General features: G+C 57.7%; 21 protein-coding genes and 1 pseudogene. 11 read left to right on the top strand and 11 right to left on the bottom strand.

Translation table 11 applies throughout. The features are described from left to right. Positions 1-251: 251 nt before the first annotated feature. On the top strand, positions 252-1439 hold the full coding sequence (gene metC / locus EXW94_RS26740; protein WP_089599575.1) for a cystathionine beta-lyase: 1188 nt from the start codon (positions 252-254) through the stop codon (positions 1437-1439). Between the two features lie 142 nt (positions 1440-1581). Beyond that, a complete protein-coding gene (gene yghB, locus EXW94_RS26735) occupies positions 1582-2241 on the top strand; it encodes a DedA family general envelope maintenance protein YghB (RefSeq protein WP_089599576.1) in 660 nt (219 codons plus the stop codon). A 38-nt stretch (positions 2242-2279) separates the two neighbouring features. On the opposite strand, the gene EXW94_RS26730 is transcribed toward yghB, so the two are convergent. Next, on the bottom strand, positions 2280-3179 hold the full coding sequence (locus EXW94_RS26730) for an AraC family transcriptional regulator (protein ID WP_010435596.1): 900 nt from the start codon (positions 3177-3179) through the stop codon (positions 2280-2282). 195 nt (positions 3180-3374) lie between these two features. On the opposite strand from EXW94_RS26730, the gene yqhD reads away from it, so the two are divergent. Together yqhD and dkgA are read left to right on the top strand one after the other, a co-directional pair. Further along, positions 3375-4538 carry an alcohol dehydrogenase gene (gene yqhD / locus EXW94_RS26725; protein WP_174341532.1) on the top strand — a complete coding sequence of 388 codons (1164 nt, stop codon included), beginning with the start codon at positions 3375-3377 and terminating at the stop codon, positions 4536-4538. A 105-nt stretch (positions 4539-4643) separates the two neighbouring features. Then, positions 4644-5471, top strand: coding sequence for a 2,5-didehydrogluconate reductase DkgA (gene dkgA, locus EXW94_RS26720; protein ID WP_174341531.1), 828 nt, complete (start codon positions 4644-4646; stop codon positions 5469-5471). Between the two features lie 97 nt (positions 5472-5568). On the opposite strand, the gene EXW94_RS26715 is transcribed toward dkgA, so the two are convergent. Then, complete coding sequence (locus EXW94_RS26715; RefSeq protein WP_174341530.1) at positions 5569-7743, bottom strand: YgiQ family radical SAM protein; 2175 nt, start codon at positions 7741-7743, stop codon at positions 5569-5571. Positions 7744-7942: 199 nt separating this feature from the next. Between EXW94_RS26715 and EXW94_RS26710 the strand changes: the two genes are divergently transcribed. Then, entirely contained in the window at positions 7943-9418 is a 1476-nt protein-coding gene (locus tag EXW94_RS26710) for a TrkH family potassium uptake protein (RefSeq protein ID WP_174341529.1), read from the top strand. 30 nt (positions 9419-9448) lie between these two features. Here the strand turns inward: EXW94_RS26710 and ftsP are convergent, their stop codons facing one another. The 4 genes from ftsP to EXW94_RS26690 form a co-directional block, all read right to left on the bottom strand. Continuing rightward, positions 9449-10861, bottom strand: coding sequence for a cell division protein FtsP (gene ftsP, locus EXW94_RS26705; RefSeq protein WP_010435605.1), 1413 nt, complete (start codon positions 10859-10861; stop codon positions 9449-9451). 59 nt (positions 10862-10920) lie between these two features. Then, the gene (gene plsC / locus EXW94_RS26700; protein ID WP_010435607.1) at positions 10921-11658 is read right to left on the bottom strand and encodes a 1-acylglycerol-3-phosphate O-acyltransferase; all 738 of its coding nucleotides are present in this window, start codon (positions 11656-11658) and stop codon (positions 10921-10923) included. A 165-nt stretch (positions 11659-11823) separates the two neighbouring features. Continuing rightward, the gene (gene parC / locus EXW94_RS26695; protein WP_089599583.1) at positions 11824-14082 is read right to left on the bottom strand and encodes a DNA topoisomerase IV subunit A; all 2259 of its coding nucleotides are present in this window, start codon (positions 14080-14082) and stop codon (positions 11824-11826) included. A gap of 118 nt (positions 14083-14200) precedes the next feature. Continuing rightward, entirely contained in the window at positions 14201-14602 is a 402-nt protein-coding gene (locus EXW94_RS26690) for a YgiW/YdeI family stress tolerance OB fold protein (protein ID WP_174341528.1), read from the bottom strand. 139 nt (positions 14603-14741) lie between these two features. Here EXW94_RS26690 and qseB point away from each other — a divergent pair, with 139 nt between their 5' ends. The 5 genes from qseB (at position 14742) to lysM (ending at position 18360) form a co-directional block, all read left to right on the top strand. Then, entirely contained in the window at positions 14742-15401 is a 660-nt protein-coding gene (qseB, locus tag EXW94_RS26685) for a quorum sensing response regulator transcription factor QseB (RefSeq protein WP_174341527.1), read from the top strand. Beyond that, on the top strand, positions 15398-16735 hold the full coding sequence (qseC, locus tag EXW94_RS26680; RefSeq protein ID WP_174341526.1) for a quorum sensing histidine kinase QseC: 1338 nt from the start codon (positions 15398-15400) through the stop codon (positions 16733-16735). Before qseB ends, qseC begins: the two co-directional genes overlap by 4 nt. A gap of 104 nt (positions 16736-16839) precedes the next feature. Then, a complete protein-coding gene (locus tag EXW94_RS26675) occupies positions 16840-17421 on the top strand; it encodes an NAD(P)H-dependent oxidoreductase (RefSeq protein ID WP_108416232.1) in 582 nt (193 codons plus the stop codon). A 30-nt stretch (positions 17422-17451) separates the two neighbouring features. Next, positions 17452-17766 (top strand): putative quinol monooxygenase, encoded by a 315-nt coding sequence (locus tag EXW94_RS26670; RefSeq protein ID WP_010435613.1) that lies wholly within the window; start codon positions 17452-17454, stop codon positions 17764-17766. Positions 17767-17919: 153 nt separating this feature from the next. Then, entirely contained in the window at positions 17920-18360 is a 441-nt protein-coding gene (gene lysM, locus EXW94_RS26665; protein ID WP_174341525.1) for a peptidoglycan-binding protein LysM, read from the top strand. A gap of 32 nt (positions 18361-18392) precedes the next feature. On the opposite strand, the pseudogene EXW94_RS26660 reads toward lysM, so the two are convergent. The 3 genes and pseudogenes from EXW94_RS26660 to EXW94_RS26650 form a co-directional block, all read right to left on the bottom strand. Further along, positions 18393-19581: pseudogene (locus EXW94_RS26660) on the bottom strand (glycoside hydrolase family 88 protein). Between the two features lie 27 nt (positions 19582-19608). Further along, complete coding sequence (locus EXW94_RS26655) at positions 19609-20874, bottom strand: oligosaccharide MFS transporter (RefSeq protein WP_089599592.1); 1266 nt, start codon at positions 20872-20874, stop codon at positions 19609-19611. Positions 20875-20906: 32 nt separating this feature from the next. Further along, positions 20907-22721: a DUF2264 domain-containing protein gene (locus EXW94_RS26650; protein ID WP_174341524.1), complete on the bottom strand. Its 1815-nt coding sequence runs from the start codon at positions 22719-22721 to the stop codon at positions 20907-20909. 166 nt (positions 22722-22887) lie between these two features. Between EXW94_RS26650 and EXW94_RS26645 the strand changes: the two genes are divergently transcribed. Continuing rightward, a complete protein-coding gene (locus tag EXW94_RS26645; RefSeq protein WP_010435622.1) occupies positions 22888-23727 on the top strand; it encodes an AraC family transcriptional regulator in 840 nt (279 codons plus the stop codon). A 29-nt stretch (positions 23728-23756) separates the two neighbouring features. Here the strand turns inward: EXW94_RS26645 and EXW94_RS26640 are convergent, their stop codons facing one another. Together EXW94_RS26640 and EXW94_RS26635 are read right to left on the bottom strand one after the other, a co-directional pair. Then, the gene (locus EXW94_RS26640; protein ID WP_174341523.1) at positions 23757-24632 is read right to left on the bottom strand and encodes a MurR/RpiR family transcriptional regulator; all 876 of its coding nucleotides are present in this window, start codon (positions 24630-24632) and stop codon (positions 23757-23759) included. After that, the gene (locus tag EXW94_RS26635; protein WP_108416224.1) at positions 24629-25579 is read right to left on the bottom strand and encodes an iron-siderophore ABC transporter substrate-binding protein; all 951 of its coding nucleotides are present in this window, start codon (positions 25577-25579) and stop codon (positions 24629-24631) included. The genes EXW94_RS26640 and EXW94_RS26635 overlap by 4 nt, the downstream gene beginning before the upstream one ends. Between the last annotated feature and the right edge of the window lie 6 nt (positions 25580-25585).

Below are 25585 nucleotides of genomic sequence, written 5' to 3'. Positions count from 1 at the left end.
CTGTATCTCCAGGACGCAAATCACAAAATCTGAGCGTAATAATATCAAAACGTCGTCGAATTGATAGTAGTTCTCATTAGTATTTACATAGTGCCGTAATTTTCGCTCACATTCCTTGCGCTTACGCAGTAAAAATTTCTTATGCGTATTTTTCATAATATTTTCTGCTTATTCGATAAGCATCCGGGTGCACATTTTTACAATCGTGGTAGTCTGGACGTCCAGACGTATAAAAAACAGGGTTAGCGAACATGACAAAGAAGCATCTTGATACCACGCTGGTGCAGGCAGGACGCAGCAAGAAATACACCCAGGGATCGGTAAACAGCGTGATTCAACGCGCTTCCTCGCTGGTGTTTGATACGGTTGAGGAGAAAAAAATCGCCACGCGCAATCGCGCGAAAGGCGGCCTGTTTTATGGTCGTCGCGGCACGCTAACCCATTTTTCTCTACAGGAAGCCATGTGCGAGCTGGAAGGCGGCGTGGGCTGTGCACTGTTCCCCTGCGGCGCGGCGGCGGTTGCCAACACCATTCTGGCGTTTGTGGAACAGGGCGATCATATCCTGATGACCAACACCGCCTACGAGCCAAGCCAGGATTTCTGCACCAAAATCCTCAGTAAGCTCGGCGTGACCACCGGCTGGTTTGACCCGCTGATCGGGGAAGGCATTGCCGAACTTATTCAGCCAAACACGCGCATTGTGTTCCTGGAATCTCCCGGCTCAATCACCATGGAAGTGCACGACGTGCCTGCCATCGTGAAGGCCGTGCGCAGCAAAGCGCCGGATGCGATTATCATGATCGACAACACCTGGGCGGCAGGCGTGCTGTTTAAGGCGCTGGAATTCGATATTGATATTTCGATTCAGGCGGCGACAAAATACCTGATTGGGCACTCGGACGGCATGATTGGCACGGCGGTCTCCAACGCGCGCTGCTGGGATCAGCTGCGTGAAAACGCCTATCTGATGGGGCAAATGGTGGACGCAGACACGGCCTACATGACCAGCCGGGGCATCCGCACGCTGGGAGTTCGTCTGCGTCAACACCATGAAAGCAGCCTGAGAGTTGCCGAGTGGCTGGCGCAGCATCCGCAGGTGGAGCGCGTGAATCACCCTGCGCTGCCGGGCAGTAAAGGTCACGAATTCTGGCAACGTGACTTTACGGGCAGCAGCGGCCTGTTCTCCTTCGTGCTGAAAAAGCGGCTGAACAACGACGAGCTGGCAAGCTATCTGGATAATTTTACCCTCTTCAGCATGGCCTACTCCTGGGGCGGCTTTGAATCCCTGATCCTGCCTAACCAGCCGGAACAAATTGCGGCCCTGCGCCCCGGCGGCGAAGTGGACTTCAGCGGCACGCTGATTCGATTGCATATTGGTTTAGAAAATGTGGACGATTTAATTGCGGATTTGTCAGCAGGGTTTGAACGTATCGTGTAGAGTGCAGGCTGAAAATGTACTCCTGGACGTTTTTGTGAACACTGCAAGCAGAAAAGTCTGCATGAGTTGCGTCCGCGATCAACCCCAGCGGGCCAATTCGGGAGTACAATAGCGTTATATCTGCTGTTCCACAGGAAAGTCCATGGCTGTTATTCAAGATATTATTGCGGCGCTCTGGCAACACGATTTTGCCGCGCTGGCGGATCCGCACGTCGTGGGGATTGTTTACTTCGTGATGTTCGCGACGCTGTTTCTGGAAAATGGATTACTGCCAGCCTCGTTTCTCCCCGGTGACAGCCTGCTTCTGCTCGCAGGCGCGTTAATCGGCAAGGGAGTGATGGACTTCACGCCGACGATGGTGATCCTCACGTCAGCCGCCAGCCTGGGCTGCTGGCTGAGCTATTTACAGGGCCGCTGGCTTGGGAATACCCGCGTCGTAAAAGGCTGGCTGGCGCAGTTGCCGCATAAATATCATCAGCGTGCGACCTGCATGTTTGACCGGCACGGCCTGCTGGCGCTGCTCGCCGGGCGTTTCCTGGCATTTGTTCGCACGCTTCTGCCCACCATGGCGGGCATTTCCGGCCTGTCGAACCGCCGTTTCCAGTTCTTCAACTGGCTGAGCGCCCTGCTGTGGGTTGGTGTAGTCACCACACTCGGCTACGCGCTGAACATGATCCCGTTTGTGAAACAGCATGAAGACCAGGTGATGACCTTCCTGATGGTGCTGCCGATGTTCCTGTTGGTGGCGGGGCTGGTAGGGACGATTGCGGTGGTGATTAAGAAAAAGTACTGCAGCGCTTGATCTCCTCACCCTCTCCCCATAGGGAGAGGGAAAAAAGCCTAAGCTCCCTGCATGGTTCGGATGCGCGACGCATCTTCTCCCGGCGTGACGCCGAAATAGCGCTTAAACTCCCGACTGAACTGCGACGCGCTTTCATAACCCACCCGCATCGCCGCCGCGCTGGCCTTCATGCCGTCGTGGATCATCAGCATCCGCGCCTTGTGCAAACGGTAGGTTTTGAGGTACTGCAGCGGCGAGGTGCTGGTCACCGATTTGAAGTTATGGTGAAACGCCGAGACGCTCATGTTCGCTTCCGCCGCCAGCTGGTCGACGCTGAGGTTTTCCGTGTACTGGCTTTCGATACGCTTGAGCACGCGGCTGATCAGGCTGAAGTGGGTCTGTCGGCTCACCAGCGCCAGTAACGCACCGCCTCCCGGCCCCAGCAGCACATGGTAAATAATTTCACGGATAATCTGCTTGCCGAGAATACGCGCGTCCAGCGGCCTTTCCATCACGTCCAGCAGACGTTCAATGGCGCAGAGGATCTCCTCCGACAGCGTCGCTGAGTTAATCCCGCTTGCCGCCATTGAAGGCTGGAAAAACTCGTCTTCACCAATCTCCATCAGCAGCTCCTGCAGCTGAAGAATATCGACGTTGACGCGAATACCGGCCAGTGGAACCGCCTCTGTCGCGAAGGTTTCACATTCGAAGGGTAAAGGTACTGTCAGAAGCAGGTATTCATTGGTGTCGTAGCGGAACACGCGCTCGTTGATATAGCCAATTTTATGGCCCGAGAAGAGAAAAACGATGCCCGGCTGGTACATCACCGGCGTGCGCGTCCCGGGCTGCGTGCCGTAGAGCAGGCGAATGTCAGGAAGCAGGTTACTGACACCCTTTTCGTTATCTATCAGTCTTTTAATCTGCGTAGTGAGCTGATGGCAGATCGCTTCACGGTTCATATTACGTTACTCCGGGTACGGTTTCCGACGCTGACAGTGTGCGTCGTTTTCCGCGCTTTCTCCAGCGCTCTGTAGAAATGGGCAAGACATCGGCAGGAATGTGCATTGAGAGGATAGCCCCGGGCGGCCACAATGTGCAGCATCAGGTAGCCCTCTGCGCCACCACGGTTTTTCACCCACTAAAGGGAACGAGCAATGAACAACTTTAATCTTCACACCCCAACCCGCATTCTGTTTGGTAAAGACGCCATCGCCGACCTGCGCGCGCAAATCCCCGCTGACGCCCGCGTGCTGATCACCTACGGTGGCGGCAGCGTGAAAAAAACCGGCGTGCTGGATCAGGTTTACAGCGCCCTGGACGGACTGGACGTGCGTGAGTTCGGCGGCATCGAGCCAAACCCGTCTTATGAAACGCTGATGAACGCGGTGAAAATCGCCCGCGAAGACAACATCACCTTCCTGCTGGCGGTCGGCGGCGGCTCCGTGCTGGACGGCACCAAATTCATCGCGGCGGCAGCGCACTACGCTGACGTCATCGATCCGTGGCACATTCTGGAAACCCGCGGCAGCGACATTAAAAGCGCCATCCCGATGGGCTCCGTGCTGACCCTGCCAGCGACCGGCTCTGAATCCAACAAGGGCGCGGTGATCTCCCGTAAAACGACCGGTGACAAGCAGGCCTTTATGAACGAACACGTTCAGCCTGTGTTTGCCATTCTGGATCCGGTGTATACCTACACCCTGCCTGCGCGTCAGGTGGCGAACGGCGTGGTCGATGCCTTTGTTCATACCGTTGAGCAGTACGTCACGTATCCGGTCGATGCCAAAATCCAGGATCGCTTCGCGGAAGGCATTCTGCTGACGCTGGTCGAAGACGGCCCGAAAGCGCTTAAAGAACCGGAAAACTACGACGTGCGTGCCAACGTGATGTGGGCGGCAACCCAGGCGCTGAACGGCCTGATCGGCGCTGGCGTGCCGCAGGACTGGGCGACCCACATGCTGGGCCACGAGCTGACGGCGATGCACGGTCTGGATCACGCCCAGACGCTGGCGGTCGTTCTGCCTGCCCTGTGGAATGAAAAACGCGACACCAAGCGTGCCAAGCTGCTGCAGTACGCCGAGCGCGTGTGGAACATCACCGAGGGTTCTGACGATGCGCGTATTGATGCCGCCATCGAAGCGACCCGCAGCTTCTTTGAAGGTCTGGGCGTGCCAACGCGTCTGTCTGGCTACGGTCTGGACGGCAGCTCCATCCCTGCTCTGCTGGCAAAACTTGAAGAGCACGGCATGACCCAACTGGGCGAGCACGGCGACATTACGCTGGACGTCAGCCGTCGCATTTACGAAGCGGCGCGCTAAGCGTTTTTGCCCTCCCGACTTTCGTTTTTTGACATTTCGTCCAGACTTAATGCACACCCCATCGTCGGAGTCCCCCTCTGACGATGCGCACCTGAAGGAGGAAAAATGGCAAACCAAACCGTAATCAAGCTGCAGGACGGCAACGTGATGCCCCAGTTGGGGCTAGGTGTATGGAAAGCCGGTAACGACGAGGTCGTCTCCGCCATTCATAAAGCCCTGGAAGTCGGCTATCGGTCGATTGATACCGCCGCCGCGTACAAAAACGAGGACGGCGTGGGGACCGCACTGGCCAGCGCTGGCATCCCCCGCGATGAGTTATTCATCACGACTAAACTGTGGAACGACGATCAAAAGCGCCCTCGCGAAGCCCTGCAGGAGAGCCTGGAAAAGCTCCAGCTCGATTTCGTCGATCTCTGGCTGATGCACTGGCCGGTTCCGGCTATCGATCACTATGTTGATGCCTGGAAAGGGATGATTGACCTGCAAAAAGAGGGGCTGGTGAAAAGCATCGGCGTCTGTAACTTCCAGGTGCATCACCTGCAGCGTCTGATTGATGAAACCGGTGTTGCGCCTGTCATCAACCAGATTGAGCTGCACCCGCTGCTGCAACAGCGCCAGCTTCATGCCTGGAACGCCACGCATAAGATCCAGACCGAATCCTGGAGCCCGCTGGCGCAGGGCGGCGAAGGGGTATTCGATCAGAAAATTATCCGTGAGCTGGCGGATAAATACGGCAAAAGCCCGGCGCAAATCGTCATTCGCTGGCATCTGGATAATGGACTGGTGGTGATCCCGAAATCGGTCACGCCGTCGCGCATCGCCGAGAACTTCGACGTCTGGGACTTCCGGCTGGATAAAGATGAGCTGGGTGAGATTGCGAAGCTGGATAAAGGTAAACGTTTAGGCCCGGATCCGGATCAGTTTGGCGGTTAAGTGCGTAAAAAAGCCGGGTGGCGGCTTCGCCTTACCCGGCCTACGCGCTGACCTGTAGGCCCGGTAAGCGACAGCGCCACCGGGCATTGTTACAGGTTTAACCCGTCTTACGTTTTACGTTCTTCTTCGTTCCCGCCCCACCGTTCGAACGCTGATGCACAATCGGCGTGTGCTTGGTCAGCGCCGGGCGCGTATTGCGGTTCTGGCGACGCGCTTCGCGCATCTCATCCAGCGTCGGGGCCGGTACCAGGCAGTCGCGTCGCGAGCCGATCAGGTGTTTTTTACCCATATCTTCCAGCGCCTGACGGATCAGCGGCCAGTTTTTCGGATCGTGGTAACGCAGCAGCGCTTTATGCAGACGACGCTGTTTATCCCCTTTCGGCACCACCACCTCTTCACTCTTGTAGCCAATCTTACTCAGCGGGTTCTTGCCGGTGTAATACATGGTCGTCGAGTTGGCGAGCGGTGACGGATAGAAGTTCTGCACCTGATCCAGACGGAAGCGACGCTGCTTCAGCCACAGCGCCAGGTTGACCATGTCCTCATCGCGCGTGCCCGGGTGGGCGGAGATGAAGTACGGGATCAGATACTGCTCTTTACCCGCCTGCTTCGAATAGGTGTCGAACAGCTCTTTAAAGCGATCGTAGCTGCCCATGCCCGGCTTCATCATTTTCGACAGCGGGCCTTCTTCAGTGTGCTCCGGGGCAATTTTCAGATAGCCGCCGACGTGGTGCGTCGCCAGCTCTTTGATGTAGCGCGGATCTTCCACGGCGATGTCGTAACGTACCCCGGAAGCGATCAGGATCTTCTTGATGCCCTTCAGGTCGCGCGCGCGGCGGTAGAGGTTGATCGTCGGCTCGTGGTTGGTATCCATATGCTCGCAAATGCTCGGATAGACGCAGGAGAGGCGACGACAGGTTTGCTCCGCGCGCGGCGACTTGCAGCGCAGCATGTACATGTTTGCGGTTGGGCCACCGAGATCGGAGATCACGCCGGTAAAGCCCGGCACCGAGTCGCGAATCGCTTCGATCTCATTGATGATCGAATCTTCAGAGCGGCTCTGGATAATACGGCCTTCGTGTTCAGTAATGGAGCAGAAGGAACAGCCGCCGAAGCAGCCGCGCATGATGTTGATCGAGAAGCGGATCATCTCATACGCCGGGATACGGGCGTTACCGTACGCCGGGTGCGGCACGCGCTTGTACGGCAGCGCAAAGACGCTGTCCATCTCTTCGGTGGAGAGCGGGATCGCCGGCGGGTTGATCCAGATAAAGCGCTCGCCGTGCTTCTGCATCAACGCGCGGGCGCAGCCCGGGTTGGTTTCATGGTGCAGAATACGGGACGCGTGCGCGTAGAGCACCTTGTCGGCTTTCACCTTCTCGTAGGACGGCAGCAGCACGTAGGTCTTTTCCCACGGTTTCGGGCGCGGCGGCTGCACAACGATAGCCTTCGCTTCCGCTTTTTTCGGCTCAACCGGTTTGTTATCGGCACACGGCAGATCTTCGCCGTACGGGTGCGGGATAGGGTCGATTTTGCCCGGCATATCAATGATGCGGGAATCCACCCCGCTCCAGCCCGGCAGCGCCTCTTTCACCATGAGCGCGGTATTGCGCACGTCGCGGATGCTGCTCACCGGTTCACCCTGCGACAGACGGTGCGCCACTTCCACCAGCGGACGCTCGCCGTTACCGTAAATCAGCATGTCGGCCTTGGAATCCACCAGCACCGAGCGGCGAACGGTATCTGACCAGTAGTCGTAGTGCGCGGTGCGGCGCAGGCTCGCCTCGATGCCGCCCAGGATCACCGGGACGTCTTTCCAGGCTTCTTTACAGCGCTGGGTATAGACCAGGGTGGCGCGGTCCGGGCGTTTTCCCGCCACGTTATCCGGCGTGTAGGCGTCGTCATGGCGCAGCTTACGGTCGGCGGTATAGCGGTTGATCATCGAGTCCATGTTGCCTGCGGTCACACCGAAGAACAGGTTCGGTTTACCCAGACGCATAAAGTCGTCTTTGCTGTTCCAGTCAGGCTGGGAGATGATCCCCACACGGAAGCCCTGCGCTTCGAGCATACGACCACAAATCGCCATACCAAAGCTCGGGTGGTCAACGTAGGCATCGCCCGTGACCAGAATGATGTCGCAGCTATCCCAGCCCAGTTGGTCCATCTCTTCCCGGGACATCGGCAGGAACGGCGCCGGTCCAAAGCAGGCCGCCCAGTACTGGGGCCAGGAGAAGAGGTCACGATCCGGCTGGATCAGGGAAATTGCGCTCATAATGCTTCCGAAGAAAAAATAGACAAAAGGAGCGGGATTATACGCTGTTCATCCGCCAGATTTGAAGAAAAGGATGCATGAAGCAGGCAGATATTCATAGAAGTCGTTAAAATACGGCGCCCTGATAATTTTGAATCATAATATTCACTCTATTTTCCGGTGAGTTGCCCCGGAACGTGTTATTGCGCGGAGCTCTGTTGTGAAGCCCAACGATTCGTTACATGTATCCCAGCTGCGGGTTGTCCTTCACCTCTGCGGTTTTCTGGTTCTGCTGTACAGCCTTTCCATGCTGCCGCCGATGGTTATCGCCCTGCTGAATAAAGAGCGGACCTACTTTGCCTTTCTGACCACCTTTTTAACCTTTTTTAGCCTTGGCGGATTGGCATGGCGGGCTACACGTCACGCGGGCATACAGCTACGTACCCGCGACGGTTTTGTGATTATCGTGTTGTTCTGGCTGCTGTTTTCAGTCATTAGCGCCATGCCGCTCTGGATGGATGACGGGCTGCAGCTCTCCTTTGCCGACGCGCTCTTTGAAGGGGTATCCGGGATCACCACCACAGGGGCAACAGTGATCGGGGACGTCAGTGCCCTGCCCAAATCGTACCTTTATTACCGCGCTCAGCTGAATTTTATCGGCGGGTTAGGCGTCATCGTGCTGGCCGTCGCGGTCCTGCCGCTGCTGGGCATCGGCGGCATGAAGCTCTATCAGTCCGAAATGCCGGGGCCGTTCAAGGAGGAGCGTCTGACTCCCCGCCTTGCCGATACCGCGCGCACCCTGTGGGTGACCTACTTCGCGCTGGGCGTGGCCTGCACCCTGGCCTACTGGCTGGCGGGGATGTCCTTTTTTGACGCCCTCTGTCACGGGCTTTCGACCGTGTCGTTGGGCGGATTCTCCACCCGCAGCGAGAGCATTGGGTTTTATGACAGCCATGCCATTGAGCTTGTCGCCGGGGCGTTTTCACTGCTCTCCGCGTTCAACTTCACCCTCTGGTACGTCGCCATTGTCAGACGCACCCTGAAACCGATTCGCCGCAGCCCTGAGGTTAAATTCTTTCTGAGCGCCGCCGCGGTAATTATCGTCATCACCGCCTGGCAGGTCTGGCACGCCGGGATGTACAACGCCACCGATAGCCTGGTGCACGCCTTCTTCCTTGCCAGTTCGATGATGACCGATAACGGCCTTTCGACAGCCGATTATGCCCAATGGCCTGCACACACCATTTTCCTGCTGTTGAGCGCCAGCTTTTTTGGCGGCTGCGTAGGCTCGACCTGCGGCGGGATCAAAGCCCTGCGTTTTCTCATTATGTTCAAACAGTCTATCCAGGAGATGAACCAGCTGGCGCATCCACGGGCGTTGCTGAGCGTCAAGGTGGGCAAAAGCGTGGTGAATGACCGCGTCGTGCGCTCGGTATGGAGCTTCTTTTTTCTCTACGTGATGATCACAGGCTTTTTTGTCTGGTCGCTCAATCTGATGGGCTACGACCTGTTTACGTCATTCGCAACGGTTGCCGCCTGCATCAACAACATGGGGCTGGGGTTTGGCGAGACGGCGTCAACGTTTGGCACGTTAACAGAAGGGGCAAAACTGCTGATGTGCGCGGCGATGATCTTAGGGCGTCTGGAAATTTACCCGGTGCTGATCCTGTTCTCGCGCTTTTTCTGGCGGGCATAAACCATTCCCGGCGAACCGGGAATGTTGGGGTTAAGGTGCCGGATTAATCAGCATCTGCCCCACAGATCCCCTGTCCATCATCTCCAGCGTCTGGCTGTGGAACAGGAACGGGAAGTGCGGCCATGAAGGCTGACCATAGTAGACGAGCAGTTCAACCTGACCGTCCACCCAGACGGTGTCTTTCCAGCCGCGATCTTCCGGGAACGGCATTGCGCCGTTGACGTTGCGGATCAGGAATGACACCCCTTCAATGTGGAACGACTGCGGCATGTCTGAACGCACCGTCCAGCGCTCCCAGGTCCCCTGCTGCGCGGTAATGTCGATGCGGTTGACGTCCCACAGCGCGCCGTTAATACCCGGATCGTCGCCCAGGCTGATATCGCGGCTGCGCACCGGCGAGCCGCTCATGATCTCCTGCGGCAGCAGACGCATTGGCAGGCTATCGGTCACCAGCGGCAGCAGACCTGTCGGGCGCAGGGTTAATACCAGCGTAGAGACCAGAATGCTCGACGGCTCAAAGAATCCGCGAATGCGGTCAACAATGCTCGCCGCTTCACCACAGGTGACGGAGACTTCATCCCCGTTGGTCATATCCACCAGGATTTCACGACGTTCACCCGGCGAGAGCGCCAGCTGTTTAACGGAAACCGGCGCGGGTAAAAAACCCTGATCGCCTGAAATCACGTGCAGCGCGCGGCCGTCGCTCATCTGCAGCTGATAGCGGCGCGAGTTGGAGGCGTTCAGCAGACGCAGGCGCACCCAGCCACGCGAGACTTCAACATACGGGCTTTGCGCGCCGTTGACCAGCAGCGTATCGCCGACGAAGCCGCCGCTGCCCGGCTCGCTGTATTCCGGCGTACCGAAGTTATCGAGGCGTTTATCCTGAATAATGACCGGGAAATCATCCACGCCGTAGTGATTCGGGATCGGCAGCGATTTACTCACCTCATCCTCAATCAGCCACATCCCGGCGAGGCCGTTGTAGACCTGCTGGGCGGTGCGGTTCGGCGTATTGGCGTGGTACCACAGCGTGGTCGCGCTCTGGCGGATAGGGAGGACGGGCGCCCAGTCGGCGTTTGGCGACATCATGCGCGCCGCGCCGCCGATCAGCGGCCCCGGCACCTGCAGCCCGCTGACGGTCATCGCAACATTTTCAGTCGTCCGGTTACTGTAAATCAGCTTAACGTCATCGCCGTTCCACACGCGAATGGTTGGGCCAAGGTAGCGCCCATTGATTCCCCATATCTGCGCGCGCGTTCCCTGAGTAAAGGACCAGTGGCTACGCTGTAGCGTGAGGAAAAGCGGCTGCCCGCGACGGGATTCAATCAACGGCGGAATGGGCAGCGGCTGTTGCTGCCCGGCGGCGCTGGCTGTCCGCGGTATCGCACCTGCACAAAGGGCGATCCCCGAAGCCTGAATAAACTGACGCCGACTGAATGACATATAAGCTCCATCTGAAACGACTAACAACGCGGGAATTCGTTTTCCCTTATAACGCCGGGTTAGATCTTACCGGCGGCTTCTCTCTCTGCGACTTCTTTGTCGAGCAACGCAATATGCTGAGCCATCAGCTCACGGCAATGGGCTGCCAGTTCGCGCACCTGATCTTTGCCATATTTACTGGTATCCACCGGCGGCAGCATTTCGACAATGACCAACCCGTTATTCAGGCGGTTAAGATTAATCTTATTAGAAGTATTAGAAACACACACGGGAATAATTGGAACACCTGCCGCAATTGCAGCATGAAACGCACCGGTCTTAAACGGCAGCAGGCCACGGCCGCGGCTGCGCGTCCCTTCCGGGAACATCCAGATTGAGATTTTGCGTTTCTTAAAGTGATTCACCACTTCCGCAATAGTGCCATGTGCTTTGGCTCGATTATTACGGTCAATCAACAAGTTACCCGTCAGCCAATAGAGCTGACCGAAAAACGGGATCCACAGCAGACTCTTTTTCCCCACCGTCACGGTTGGCGGCAGTACGATGTTTGCGGCGGTCACCATATCGTAGTTGTTCTGATGGTTAGCGATATAGATGGCGTTGCCGAACTGCTCCGCGCCTTCCGGCAGGCGTTTTTCCACCTTCAGACCAAACAGCGGCGCAAGGCGGCCAAACATATGGCCAAAGGTGGCGACATGTTTAGGATTACGCGGACTGAACAGGCAATAGATGCAGCCGAAAACACAAACCAGAATGCAGTAGATAACGGTAAGAATGAGACGAACAATGTATAGCATAGCGACCTCTGAAGCCCTGACAGCTGACAATTATACTTCACCTGTGGCCAGGTAAGGACTTTATTACGAGCGCGTATTGTTAATCGCAACGCACGAATTAACAACGATTTTACGGGAAATTTTCGTGAAATGCCCCCCTCCGGAACGGAGGGGGGAGGCGTTACGTTACTCTTCGCTGTCGCCCGCGGTGCTGCGCGCAGGAGAGTCAATCTCCACGCGGTCGATACGCTGCAGGCCACGCATCAGCGAGCCGCGACGACCGCGCTCGCCAACAACCTTCTGCAGCTCTTCCGGACGCAGTTTGATTTTACGCTTGCCGACGTGAATCGTCAGCGTGCTCTGCGGCGGCAGAATGAAGAGGTGCGCCAGGCCATCCTCGCCTTTCGCCGCTTCCGCTGACGGGATGTTGATGATCTTGTTGCCTTTACCTTTCGACAGCTCCGGCAGGTCGCTGACCGGGAACATCAGCATACGTCCGGCAGAGGTGATCGCCAGCAGCATGTCGCTCTCGTTCTCAATCACCAGCGGCGTCATCACGTGGGCGTTGTCCGGCAGGCTAATCAGCGCTTTACCGGCGCGGTTACGCGACACGAGATCGTTAAAGGTACAGATAAAGCCGTAGCCCGCATCGGAGGCCATCAGCAGTTTTTGGTCATCCGCTTCCATCAGCATATGGTCAACCGTCGCGCCCGGCGGCAGCGTCAGCTTGCCGGTCAGCGGTTCACCCTGTCCGCGCGCGGAAGGCAGCGTGATCGGGTCGATGGCGTAGCTGCGGCCGGTGGAATCGATAAACGCCACCGGCTGGTTGCTCTTGCCTTTCACCGCCGCTTTGAAGCTGTCGCCTGCTTTATAGCTCAGGCCCGGCGCGTCGATATCGTGGCCTTTGGCGCTACGCACCCAGCCGCTCTGCGACAGCACAATGGTCACCGGCTCGGACGGCTGCATGTCGTGCTCGTTCATCGCCTTCGCTTCTTCGCGCTCGTGCAGCGGAGAACGACGGTCGTCGCCAAAGGCTTCAGCATCCGCCTGCAGCTCTTTCTTCAGCAGGGTATTCATCTTGCGCTCGGACGCCAGAATCGCCTGCAGCTGATCGCGCTCTTTTTCCAGCTCGTTCTGCTCGCCGCGGATCTTCATCTCTTCCAGTTTGGCGAGATGACGCAGCTTCAGTTCGAGGATGGCTTCGGCCTGGGTTTCGCTGATGCCAAAGCGCGACATCAGCGCGGGCTTCGGCTCGTCCTCGGTACGAATGATCTCAATCACTTCGTCGATGTTGAGGAACGCCACCAGCAAACCTTCGAGGATATGCAGGCGCTTAAGCACTTTTTCCAGACGGTGGTTCAGACGACGGCGCACCGTATCGCGGCGGAACGTCAGCCATTCGGTGAGGATCTCCAGCAGGTTTTTCACCGCCGGGCGACCGTCAAGGCCAATCATGTTCAGGTTGATGCGGTAGCTTTTTTCCAGATCGGTGGTGGCGAACAGGTGGTTCATCACCTGTTCCATGTCCACGCGGTTAGAACGCGGGACGATCACCAGACGGGTCGGGTTTTCGTGATCCGATTCGTCGCGCAGGTCGTCCACCATCGGCAGTTTTTTATTGCGCATCTGGGAGGCGATCTGCTCCAGCACTTTGGCACCGGAGACCTGATGCGGCAGCGCGGTGATCACCACAGCGCCGTCTTCTTTATTCCACACCGCGCGCATGCGTACGGAGCCGCGACCGTTCTGGTAGATTTTGCGGATTTCCGCGCGCGAGGTGATGATCTCGGCTTCGGTCGGGTAATCCGGCCCCTGCACGATATCCAGCAGCTCGTCCAGCGAGGTTTTCGGCTGTTCAATCAGGGTGATGGCGGCTTTCGCCACTTCGCGCAGGTTGTGCGGCGGAATGTCCGTCGCCATACCGACCGCGATACCGGTGGTGCCGTTCAGCAGGATGTTCGGCAGACGCGCAGGCAGCATTTTCGGCTCCTGCATCGTACCGTCGAAGTTTGGCACCCAGTCAACGGTTCCCTGACCCAGCTCGCCCAGCAGCACTTCGGCATATTTAGACAGGCGGGATTCGGTATAACGCATCGCCGCGAAGGATTTCGGATCGTCCGGCGCCCCCCAGTTCCCCTGCCCGTCCACCAGCGGGTAGCGGTAAGAGAACGGCTGCGCCATCAGCACCATCGCTTCATAACAGGCGCTGTCACCATGCGGATGGTATTTACCCAGTACGTCACCGACGGTACGGGCGGATTTCTTGAACTTGGCGCTGGCGCTCAGGCCCAGTTCGGACATCGCATAGACGATGCGGCGCTGAACGGGCTTCAGGCCATCCCCGATAAACGGCAACGCCCTGTCCATGATGACGTACATGGAGTAGTTCAGGTAGGCGTTTTCCGTGAATTCATGTAGCGCGAGGCGCTCTGCCATATCGCTCATTACGTGTGATTCCTCAACTCAGAAACCGAAGGGTTTCAGGCAATATTGCCGCAGATACTACCTCATCTGACGAATTGAGTCACAAAGAAAAAGGGCCGCACAGGCGGCCCTTTTCGGGTTATTTGTTCAGCTTGATGACCTGCTTCACGTCGATTTCAAACTCGTTCCAGTCTTTATCGACTTTACCCTGGAGTTCGACCTTATCCTGCGGGCTGACGGTCACGCCGTTCCAGCGCTTGTGGTCAATCTCAACCACCACCGTGCCGGTTTCATCGCGGAAGGTGTAGCGGTCATCGGATAGGCGCTCGGTGATGTTCCCGCGCAGCTTCACCCAGGCATCGTCCTTCAGATCCTTCACTTTTGCCACCGTCGTCAGGTTGGCATTGTTATCCACAAAACCGCCCTGCTGGGTTTGCGTCTGGGTCGCGGTTGCGGACGGGCCGTTAAATCCGCCCTGCGCGGCAAAAACAGGGGCAGTGGTCATCATCATGATGGCAGCAAGTGCAGCGAATTTTTTCATCTTAATCTCTCCCTTTAATGTGGTTTCGCAGTCCATTAAACAGGGTAATCCTTAACAACTTCTTAAGGGGAAAATTTATTTATTTTTACTGTACAGCATGTTGATTCAGAGGGTTTACTGACCGCATCAAGGAGGGAACATGCGCATTTTACTGGTAGAAGACGACAGGCTCATCGGCGACGGCATCAAAGCGGGCCTGAGCAAAATGGGGTTTAACGTGGACTGGTTTACCGACGGGAAAACCGGTCAGGCCGCGCTGTATAGCGCGCCCTATGATGCCGTAGTGCTGGATCTGACGCTGCCGGAGATCGACGGGCTGGAGATCCTGCGCGCCTGGCGCGAAAGCGGGCGCAGCGAGCCGGTACTGATTCTGACGGCGCGGGATGCGCTGAACCAGCGCGTCGAGGGGCTGCGCCTGGGCGCGGACGATTACCTTTGCAAGCCGTTTGCCCTGATCGAAGTGGCCGCGCGCCTTGAAGCGCTGGTGCGCCGCAGCCACGGCCAGACCCGCAGCGAGCTGCGTCACGGTAAGGTCACGCTCGACCCGACGAGCCTGGTCGCCACGCTGGACGGCGAAACGCTGACCCTCAAGCCAAAAGAGTTCGCCCTGCTGGAGCTGCTGATGCGCAATGCGGGCCGCGTGCTCCCCCGCACAGCAATTGAAGAAAAGCTCTATAACTGGGATGACGACGTCTCCAGCAACGCCGTGGAAGTTCACGTCCATCATCTTCGCCGCAAGCTCGGCAGCGCGTTTATCCGCACCGTGCACGGCATCGGCTACACCCTGGGTGACGCATGAAACTGAGCCTGAAACTCCGCCTGACGCTGCTCTTCCTGCTGCTCTCCCTGACGGCCTGGTTTGCCGCCAGTCTTGTCGCGTGGCAGCAAACGACGCATAAGCTCGACAAGCTCTTTGATACCCAGCAGATGCTGTTTGCCAAACGTCTGCTGACGATGGATCTTGACGAACTCCGCGCGCCGGAGCGCATGCGCGAGGTGCCCAAAAAAGCCAAACACGGGCATCTGGACGATGACGCGCTGGCCTTCGCCATCTTTAGCGCCGACGGCAGCATGATCCTCAACGACGGTGAAAACGGGCGCGATATTCCGTATCACTACCGCCGCGACGGGTTTACTGACGGACGGCTTCAGGACGACAACGACGAATGGCGCTTCTTATGGCTGACGTCGCCGGACGGTAAATACCGCGTGGTGGTCGGGCAGGAGTGGGAGTACCGCCAGGACATGGCGCTGGACGTGGTGAGCTCTCAGCTTACGCCGTGGCTGGTGGCGCTGCCCGTCATGCTCCTGCTGCTGATCCTGCTGTTGAGCCGCGAGCTGAAGCCGCTGAAAAAGCTGGCGCAAACCCTGCGCTCCCGCACGCCGGATGCCACCGATAAACTCCCAACGGAGGGTGTCCCCACTGAGGTGCGTCCGCTGCTCGACGCCCTGAATCACCTGTTTATGCGCACGCAAGAGATGATGAGCCGCGAGCGCCGCTTTACCTCCGATGCCGCCCACGAGCTGCGCAGCCCGTTAGCCGCCCTGAAGGTGCAAACCGACGTGGCGCAGCTGTATCAGGACGATCCCGAGGCGCAGTCCAAGGCCCTTTCTCAGCTTCATGCGGGTATCGACCGCGCCTCCCGGCTGGTGGATCAGCTCCTTACGCTGTCGCGCCTGGATTCGCTGGATAACCTGGACGGCGTCGAGCCGATTGTCATGGCCGATTTACTGCAGTCCGCGGTGATGGATATTTATCATCCGGCGCAGCAGGCGGGCATTGATGTGCGCCTGAATATCCATGCGCCAGAGGTGAAACGCGCGGGTCAACAGCTGCTCCTGAGCCTGCTGGTACGTAACCTGCTGGATAATGCAGTACGTTACAGCCCGCGCGGTAGCGTGGTGGACGTGACGCTGGACGGTCACCGCTTCACCGTGCGTGACAACGGCCCCGGGATTTCCCCCGACGCGCTGGCACGTATTGGCGAGCGCTTTTATCGTCCACCGGGGCAAGATGCCACCGGAAGCGGGCTGGGGTTATCGATTGTTAAACGCATCGCCACCCTCCACGGTATGCGCGTCTCGCTGGCTAATGCGGCTGAAGGGGGCGTTGAGGTCAACGTCAGCTGGTAGGCATTATTGCGCTGTGTGCAAAAGACTTTGCACATTTTGCTTATTTTTCCGCTCCGTCCTCGCGCGTAGAATCCCCGACATACTCTCAACACCGAGGACAAATAATGAGCAACATTCTGATTATCAACGGCGCGAAAGAGTTCGCGCACTCTAAAGGCCAGCTGAATGACACCCTGACCGAGGTCGCGGACGGTTTCCTGCGCGACGCCGGGCATGATGTTAAGGTCGTGCGCGCGGACAGCGATTATGACGTGAAAGCCGAAGTGCAGAACTTCCTGTGGGCCGACGTGGTGATCTGGCAAATGCCGGGCTGGTGGATGGGCGCGCCGTGGACCGTGAAAAAATACATGGATGACGTGTTCACTGAAGGCCACGGTTCGCTGTATGCCAGCGACGGTCGTACCCGTTCAGACGCCGCCAAAAAATACGGTTCCGGCGGCCTGATTCAGGGCAAAAAATATATGCTCTCCCTGACCTGGAACGCCCCGATGGAAGCCTTCACCGAGAAAGATCAGTTCTTCGAAGGCGTGGGCGTAGACGGTGCGTATCTGCCGTTCCACAAGGCGAACCAGTTCCTGGGCATGGATCCGCTGCCGACGTTTATCGTTAACGACGTGATTAAAATGCCTGATGTCCCGAGCTATATCGCAGAATATCGCAAGCATCTCGCGGAAATTTTTGCTTAACTGGTAACCTGGAATTAGAAGGAGTTAACCATGCTTACCGTAATTGCTGAAATTCGTACTCGTCCAGGTCAACATCACCGCCAGGCGGTGCTGGATCAGTTCGCGAAGATTATCCCGACTGTACTTGAAGAGGAAGGCTGCCACGGCTATGCGCCGCTGGTGGATGCAGCCACTGATGCCAGCTTCCAGGCGACCGCGCCGGATTCAATAATGATGGTTGAACTGTGGGAAACCGTGGCGCACCTCGAGGCGCACCTGCAGACTCCGCACATGAAAGCGTGGAGTGAGGCGGTAAAAGGTGACGTGCTGGATACCCATATCCGTATTCTGGAGCAAGGGGTTTAAGGTTCGTGGAATTTGCCGGGTGGCACTGCGTTTACCCGGCCTACAAAACCTGCCCCGTAGGCCCGGTAAGCGCTAGCGCCACCGGGCTTTTTTTATCACCTTAAAGCCCAACTGCTATGCTTATTCTGACTTCATTGTTAACAGGAGGATGGAATGGGTCTTTTTAACTTCGTGAAAGAAGCAGGCGAAAAGTTATGGGATAACCTGACCGATCATAAAGGTCAGAGCGACAAAGTCAGCGAGCACCTCAAAAAGCTGAATATTCCTGGCGCGGATAAAGTCCAGGTCACCGTTACCGACGGCAAAGCCAGCGTGACGGGTGACGGGCTGACGCAAGAGCAGAAAGAGAAGATTCAGGTTGCCGTGGGGAACATCGCAGGGGTGAGCGAGGTGGAGAACAACATCACCGCCACCGATGCCGAAGATGAAGCGACCTACTACACGGTTAAATCAGGTGACACCCTGAGCGCCATCTCCAAAACGGTGTATGGCAATGCCAACCTGTACAACAAGATTTTCGAGGCGAACCGCCCGATGCTCTCCAGCCCGGATAAAATTTATCCAGGCCAGACGCTGCGCATCCCGAAAGCGTAACCGCAGAGTCGGGGGCACCTCCCCCGACTGTTTTACCAGTACGATTTCCAGCTTTGCGTAAAGCGCACCAGCGCTTCAACGTAAAAGTAATCCCCCCAGCTTGCGCACTCATCCACCCCTTTGTTGCTCGCCAGGTGATACACCGAGTGCTTCAGCAGCCCGTTGCCCTTCTCGTCTTTGCCCATCAGATAGTGCTTCGTCAGCGACGACATGATCCCTTTCGCCCACTCCAGATAGCGCTCGCGATCCGGATCCGTAACCGGCAGATGCTTCACCAGTTCCAGCAGCCCGCATACCGCGATGGCCGCCGAGGACGAATCGCGCAGCGCGTCGGTGCCCACCAGCGCCAGATCCCAGTGGCAGACAGAATCCTCCGGCAGTCGGTTGAGGAAATAGTTCGCCAGCCGCTTCGACAGGGCGATCATCGTCTCGTCACCGGTGTAGATATAGCTCAGCAGGAAGCCGTAAATGCCCCACGCCTGCCCGCGCGACCAGCACGAGTCGTCGGCATAGCCCTGCTGGGTATTGCCGTAGCGCGGCGCGCCGGTGTTCACATCCATATAGTAGGTGTGGAACGTCGAGGCATCCTCACGGATCAGGTACGTCGCCGCCTGCATCACGTGCGCTTTTGCAGCCTCGGCAAAGCGCGGATCGCCGGTTTGTTCCGTCGCCCAGTAAAGCAGCGGCAGGTTCATGTTGCAGTCGATGATCATCCGTCCGGCCTGTTCCGGATCGGCCAGATCGCCCCACGCCTGAATGATCTTCGCCTTCTCATGGAAGCGCTCCAGCAGGGCTTCCGCCGCCAGCAGGGAGAACCCGCGCGCCTCGCGGTTCCCGGTCAGCCGCCAGGGCCGCCACGCAGGAGAGCGTGTACAGGAAGCCCAGGTCGTGGGTGTTGGTGTCATTGCGTCCGGCGATGCGCAGGCCGAACGAGCGTACGTGCTTTTCCGCCATCGCGCGAAATTTCGCCTCGCCGCTCATTTCCCACGCCAGCCAGAGCTGGCCGGTCCAGAAGCTGGTGGTCCACTCCACGTTATCGGTCAGCGGGTAAAAACCGTCCTTACAGGTTTCCGCCGGGAACTGCTCGCCGAATTCGGTTAAATGACGGCTAATCAGGTCGAGGACATGGCCGCGAGCCGCGCTCAGTTCATCGCTAAATGCGCGTGGGTCAACGGGCGCGGCAATCGCGGGCAGGCGCTCCTCTTTGATACGACTTAACATATTTCGGTTCCTTCTTTGACGGCGTAATTATCGGGTAGAGGTTTCTGCTACGTTCAGCGTGCGGGGCCCGCGCCATTTGCTCTGACAGGCGGATAACGTGAAGGCAGAAATAAGGGTAAAGGTCAGCGCCGTGGCGCCCATGATGATATAGGTCTGTTCAAAGCCGATGCGATCATACAGATATCCCGCAGGCGAAGAGATGACCACGTTACCGACGTACAGCATTGCCTGATAGCCCAGTAAATACATGGTGGCGTTCACGCGCTTATCGAAATGCTCGGCGATATATTTAAACACCGAGACCAGCAGCAGACAGATTTCCAGGCCGTATAGGGGCTTCAGCACGGAAATTAACAGGTGTGAATCGCACATGCCGGAAATAATCAGACGCGCACCCACCACCAGACCGACAATTAACAGCCCGCGCTTGGCACCAATAAAGTTGACGAACAGCGGGATCACCATATACATAACGAACTCCATGCCGGACTGCACGGTGCCCAAATAGCCAAACACCGCGTTGCCCTGGTGGATATCGTCAAAGAAGGTGACGAAATAGCGCGAGAACTGCTGTTCGGCGATAAACATCATCCACGCCACGCCCGCCACGTACAGGCAGAACGCCCAGAATTTACGGCTGCGCAGCAGGGCGTACACGTCCGAAGGGGCGATTTTCTCTTTGGTCAGCACCTCACCGGCGTGAACGGAGTTAGTGTTCACTTTCAGGCTGAGCAGGACAATCAGCATCACCACAGAGGTCACGCTGCCCATAATAAAGTTATACGCAGGCGAGAGGTTAAACAGCAGGCCGGAGAAGGACGACGCCACCGCCCAGCCGAGCGAGCCCCACATGCGGATCTGCCCGAACTCCATGCCGTTCAGGCGGCTGAAGCGGTCAGAATAGGATTCACACGCCGCCACGCCCGCATACCAGGCAAAGCTCAAATAGAGCGCGCCGATAATTATCCCCAACATGGTGTTGGAGATTAACAGCGGCTGATAGACGTAAATAAAGAACGGCGCCATCAGGGCCGACATGGCGACCACAAAATAGAGCAGGTATTTGCTCATGCCGATTTTATCGAGAATATAGCCGTAGATGGGTTTGAGAATAACGGAGAAAATACCGTTCACCGCGAATACGGTTCCGATCACCGCCCCGCTGAGATTCGCTTTTTGACCGAGCCAGATAGCCAGCAGACCAATACTGGCGGACCAGGTAAAGAAATAGAGAAAAATAAAGCTGCTGATTTTGTAATATTCGGTTCTGTTGGTTATCGATGTATTTTTCATACCATCCTCGCCGAGGTGTAGGGTCAGAATTGTTATAATGTGAACGACAGTAGACGTTCGCCTCCAGGTTCGCGGATCTCGACCTGGTTTTGGGTGATATTCAGGTGCGGCCTGGCCGCAAGTTTTTGCTTTTCGCTGGCAAAGACGGCGCAGCAGAGCCAGCTTTCGCCTTGAGGGATATCGGTTTTTAACAGCGGAATGGTGGCGCACGCCGGGAACATGATGCTGCTGTTCGGCGGCGTAACGATGCTGTCCGGCAGGCGCGTGATGGCAGGCGACAGATCGACAATCACGCTGCTGCCGTTCTCGGCTGCCAGATAACAGCCACGCTCGCGGATCTGGTGTTCGGTTTTCATCACCGCAAACCCGCCCTCGGCCGTTTGCAGCGCGCGTGCGCTGTTGATGCGGTGCAGGCGCAGATGCCATTCCCCGAACGGCACTTGCCAGGTGTCGATATGCACGTCGTGCCACGGCGACCAGCGCGAGTAGAGGTAATTTTCATCCACCCGCACCGCTTCGCATTCGCGGCGACCGCGGTAGTAATCGTCTCCGTCCGCCAGCAGCAGCATGGAATCACAGGCCGCATGCTTCAGGCCAAAGCGCCCGCGCTCAATGGTGAAACCAAAGCGGCTGGAGTAGGCAAATTTAGTGTATTTGGCGTCGGTATTGACGTAGTTATTCAGCTCAAGCTGACCGGCGGTGAGCATGGTGACGTGCTGCGACTTTTCCGCATGGATAAGGATCTGCCGGGCATGCGGAATCACGTGCTTTTCAGCCAGCGCGGGCAGCGGCTCTTCATCGGCCAGCCAGAACGGATGCGTCTCCGGCAGCGCCAGAATGAGCCAGGTTTTCAGCGCCCAGTACGGCGAACCGGGCGAGTTATAGTCCTCGCACATCGCGAGGTTCGGATAGGCAAAGCCGAGGGTCAAAATGCCGTCGCGATCGGTAATCGGCTGCTGCTGCCACCAGCGCAGATGGCGCAGAATAATGCCCTTCACGATGCCCGGCGTGAACACATCCAGCCCGGAAAAAGCCACCGCGCTCCAGAACGCGACCATCGCAAAACGGTAGGTCAGGCTGCGGCCAAACGGCACCGAGGCACCATCAGCAGCGGACCAGTAGATAAAGTCTTGCGCGAACAGACGCGAGCGCTCGCGCAGCACGTCCGCCCTCGCCTCGTCGCCGCTCAGGGCGGCGTAGATCAGCCCGTAGAAGTGGAAGGCCATTGAAATGTAATAATCTTTCGGACGCCCCGGACCGTCGGAATACCAGCCGTCGCCCAGATAGTACGCGTCCATCAGCGCAAAGCGATGGTCGATGGCGCGCTGATCATACGGCAGCCCGGCGCGCTTGAATCCAAGCTGGACCATGATGGCGAAGTAGTTCCAGTTGCTGTCCGGCATCTGCGCGTCGGTAATCTGGCTGAGCCAGGCGTGGAGGTTCATCACTTCGCGCTCGGTGAAGCGCTTGAGGAGTTTGTCACCCAGCAGGGACAGCCCCAGACCGTAGGCCGCCATCTCCACCAGACGCTGATCGTAGGGGCCGGTTTCACCCCAGTAGCCCGCGCTTTGCGGATCGGTGCCCAGTTTGATGGCGTCCAGGTATTTCTCACTCCACGACTCGCCCTCGCCGCCCGCCATCAGCGGAAACAGCCCCCACAGCGCGCGGGAAAGCCCTTCCATCTGCGCGATATCCGTCGCGTAATGCGCGCAGGTCTCGCCCAGCGAAAAACGTGAACTGCCCGGCGGAAACTGCTTATCCAGCGCGCCCAGCATCCCGTTTAAATACGCCACCACGTCCCGGCGTGAAGACAACGGATTTGATTTTTCTTTGTTTGCCGCCCACATAGGTTTGCCCTCGTAATCAACTGCGGCAAAGCATAGAGAATCCGCAAGGGGCAGAAATGTTAGCCGCGTCACAGGTGAGAACGATGAATAAACCTACAGTTAAGAAAATTTAAAAAGGTGGTTTATAAATAGCATCTGACGGGAAAAAGTTGAGATCTATTGCACTATGCGCGACACGCCAACGTCCGATCATCTTGAGCTGATTACCCTAAACGACACCGTGGTGTCGTTTAGCCGCCTGTTCGCCAATACCGTGCGTTACCACCACTGGCACCAGTGTCTGGAAATTCTCTATGTGGAAGAAGGGTTTGGCGTCGCGATTGTCGACAACCGGCATTACACCATGCGCCCCGGCCGGCTGTTTTTCTTCCCACCCTTTACCCTGCACAAGGTGATGGTGGACGCGCAGGCGGAGGCCATTTACCGTCGCACCATCATTCATCTCGATCATCACGCCGTGCTGAAAAACCTGCGTGATTTCCCGCAAACCCGGCAGCGTCTGGAGCGGCTTTCACGCCGCGGCGGTGAGGCGTGGGTCGCTGACCTGGCGCATTGCCATCACCATGTCGATCATCTGTTGGGCTGTTATCAGTCTCCCATGAACAGCGAGGCCATTGCCGGGCTGCTGATCGGCCTGTTTGCCATGCTGCCCGACGATCGCGACGGCACGCCGGGCAGCAGCCAGGGGATCGCCAGCCAGGTGATGTTCTGGCTGGATGAGCACTATCAGGAGAAGTTCCGCCTGGACGCGCTGGCCGCAGAGCTGGGCAAATCGCGCAGCTACGTGTCGCGAAAATTCCATGCGGAGACGGGCGAGAAGATCCACGACTACCTCAACACGTTACGGCTGCGTAAGGCCTGCGAGTGTTTACTTCACACGGATTCGAGCGTGCGAGACATCGCGGCGCAGACGGGGTTCTCCGACGTGACGTGGTTCATCAGCGCGTTTAAAAAAGGGATTGGCGAGACGCCGCTGCAGTACAGGAAGAACCATCGTGCGGTTTGACGCCCTCACCCACAGGGAGAGGGGGAAAATCAACCACTCTTCTTCCCGGGCTTTAATCCACGATGTAACTCGTTGATGCGCTTCATCGACTTAATAGTGCGCTGTGGCTCGGTGGAGGCGACGGACAAAATAATCATTTCAAGGCACAGCAGCACCGTGCCGTGGAGCGGGATTTTGCCCTTCTCGCCGCCGCGCGGAACGTGGATCACCACGCTGGCCTCTTTGCTGAATCGCGAGTCGGTCGCGTTAGTCAGCAAAATGGTGGGAATGCCCAGACGTTTCGCCTCGCGCAGCGTGGTTTGCCCTTCCCGGTGCGCGGATTTTTGCGCCATCATGATCAGCACGTCGCCGCGCTGAAGCGCAATAAGCTGTTCGGCAAGCCCTATCCCGGTGCGGTTGAGCGGGATCGCAGGAAGTCCCATACGGCTGAACAACCTGGCAGTGTAATCGGCCAGAATACCGGATGCGCCAATGCCAAAAATAGCGACCTGCCTCGCCTGTGCCAGCAGCGACACGGCCTGCGCCATCGCATAGCGGTTGTGTGGTTCAGACAGCACCTCGCAGGTGTGCCGATGCCCCTCCAGCACGAAATCGATGCTCGTATTCACATCGCTGGTCAGCGTATTCACCGTGGTAGACATTTTCTCGCTGGAGGTCACCACGGGGCCGAACCACTGCTCGAGCGTCTGCTTCAGATCGCGCAATCCGGCAAAACCGAGCGCCTGGATAGCGCGAACAACGGTGGCATCCGAGGTGTTAAGCATCGTCGCGATCTCCATCGCCGTCTGCTCCATGACCGCTTCCCGGTTCTCATTGATGTATTGCGCCACCAGCAGCAGCCGTGGCGTGAGCTGGTTCGCCCGCGAACGGAAGCGGTCACCGTACACATCGACTTTGCGGATCACCGTGATGCCTCCGGCAGCGGACGTCCCGCAATCTGCGACTGCACCTGCGCGACCATCAGGCCTAACGAGGCGAACGAGTTCGAGATGGCCTCCTCGCGAGAGATGAGCACGTAATGCCCGGTGCGGCAGGCGTTGAGGAACTGACACCAGCCCGGCATCACCGCGTCCATCGCCGCCAGCTCGTCCTGCGGCTTGCCGCCGGTATCGCCGCGCCAGGTGGCGAAGACGAAATCGGCATCCAGCTCCGGCAGGCGCTCGGCGCTGACGTCGATACGCCCACCGTCCGGGATGCTCTCAATCAGCGGTGGAAACGTGAATCCTGCGTCGCGCAGCACGCGTCCAAGCGAGTGGTAGCTGTGCATGGCGTTGATTTTTCCCTGATTGGCCTGAATCACCGACACGGTTAACGTGCGGGTGTCGATAGTCGCTTTCAGGGCCTTGATTTGCTCCTGATAGCGACGCTCCAGAACCTTCAGCCGCGCCTGCGTACCGGTGAGCTGCGCCAGCTTGCGGTAGATTTCGGGCGCACCGCCGTCGAGGTGATCGATGCTCACCGTCGGGGCAATTTTTTCCAGCTGTTCTACCGGCGTGTTACGGGTCGGCTCGGTGATGATCAGGTCCGGCTTCGCGGCGGCGATGGCTTCAATGTCGATATCCGCAGTGCCGATGAATTTGATATCGGAATTATCAAAATCGACGCCGGTTAACATGCCGCTGGAACGCAGAAAATGGCTGCCGTCCGGTCGGGTGCGGCCATGGCTGGCAACCGGGGGTACCCCAAGCTCAATCAGCGGGATGGTTATATCCAAATCGTGCAACGAGACGATCCGCTTCGGATGCACCGGCACCACCACGTTGCGGTTCAGATCGTCTGTAAACCTCTGCGTCGGTTCCGCCGCACTCGCTACAAACCCTACCAGCAACAGCATTGTCAAAAGTACGCGCATCACACT

Source organism: Enterobacter sp. JMULE2, from assembly GCF_013337145.1.
GTDB lineage: Bacteria > Pseudomonadota > Gammaproteobacteria > Enterobacterales > Enterobacteriaceae > Enterobacter > Enterobacter mori.
Note: the sequence above shows the minus strand (reverse complement) of the source record. Positions and strands in the feature narration are given on the sequence as shown.

What these genes read in the sequence shown, in the direction of transcription:
- ftsP (WP_010435605.1), bottom strand. Translation starts at nt 10,861, where the DNA reads ATGTCATTCAGTCGGCGTCAGTTTATTCAGGCTTCGGGGATCGCCCTT.
- yghB (WP_089599576.1), top strand. Translation starts at nt 1,582, where the DNA reads ATGGCTGTTATTCAAGATATTATTGCGGCGCTCTGGCAACACGATTTT.
- EXW94_RS26670 (WP_010435613.1), top strand. Translation starts at nt 17,452, where the DNA reads ATGCTTACCGTAATTGCTGAAATTCGTACTCGTCCAGGTCAACATCAC.
- EXW94_RS26650 (WP_174341524.1), bottom strand. Translation starts at nt 22,721, where the DNA reads ATGTGGGCGGCAAACAAAGAAAAATCAAATCCGTTGTCTTCACGCCGG.
- qseC (WP_174341526.1), top strand. Translation starts at nt 15,398, where the DNA reads ATGAAACTGAGCCTGAAACTCCGCCTGACGCTGCTCTTCCTGCTGCTC.
- plsC (WP_010435607.1), bottom strand. Translation starts at nt 11,658, where the DNA reads ATGCTATACATTGTTCGTCTCATTCTTACCGTTATCTACTGCATTCTG.
- EXW94_RS26730 (WP_010435596.1), bottom strand. Translation starts at nt 3,179, where the DNA reads ATGAACCGTGAAGCGATCTGCCATCAGCTCACTACGCAGATTAAAAGA.
- EXW94_RS26655 (WP_089599592.1), bottom strand. Translation starts at nt 20,874, where the DNA reads ATGAAAAATACATCGATAACCAACAGAACCGAATATTACAAAATCAGC.
- yqhD (WP_174341532.1), top strand. Translation starts at nt 3,375, where the DNA reads ATGAACAACTTTAATCTTCACACCCCAACCCGCATTCTGTTTGGTAAA.
- EXW94_RS26690 (WP_174341528.1), bottom strand. Translation starts at nt 14,602, where the DNA reads ATGAAAAAATTCGCTGCACTTGCTGCCATCATGATGATGACCACTGCC.
- lysM (WP_174341525.1), top strand. Translation starts at nt 17,920, where the DNA reads ATGGGTCTTTTTAACTTCGTGAAAGAAGCAGGCGAAAAGTTATGGGAT.
- parC (WP_089599583.1), bottom strand. Translation starts at nt 14,082, where the DNA reads ATGAGCGATATGGCAGAGCGCCTCGCGCTACATGAATTCACGGAAAAC.
- metC (WP_089599575.1), top strand. Translation starts at nt 252, where the DNA reads ATGACAAAGAAGCATCTTGATACCACGCTGGTGCAGGCAGGACGCAGC.
- EXW94_RS26715 (WP_174341530.1), bottom strand. Translation starts at nt 7,743, where the DNA reads ATGAGCGCAATTTCCCTGATCCAGCCGGATCGTGACCTCTTCTCCTGG.
- dkgA (WP_174341531.1), top strand. Translation starts at nt 4,644, where the DNA reads ATGGCAAACCAAACCGTAATCAAGCTGCAGGACGGCAACGTGATGCCC.
- EXW94_RS26645 (WP_010435622.1), top strand. Translation starts at nt 22,888, where the DNA reads ATGCGCGACACGCCAACGTCCGATCATCTTGAGCTGATTACCCTAAAC.
- qseB (WP_174341527.1), top strand. Translation starts at nt 14,742, where the DNA reads ATGCGCATTTTACTGGTAGAAGACGACAGGCTCATCGGCGACGGCATC.
- EXW94_RS26675 (WP_108416232.1), top strand. Translation starts at nt 16,840, where the DNA reads ATGAGCAACATTCTGATTATCAACGGCGCGAAAGAGTTCGCGCACTCT.
- EXW94_RS26635 (WP_108416224.1), bottom strand. Translation starts at nt 25,579, where the DNA reads ATGCGCGTACTTTTGACAATGCTGTTGCTGGTAGGGTTTGTAGCGAGT.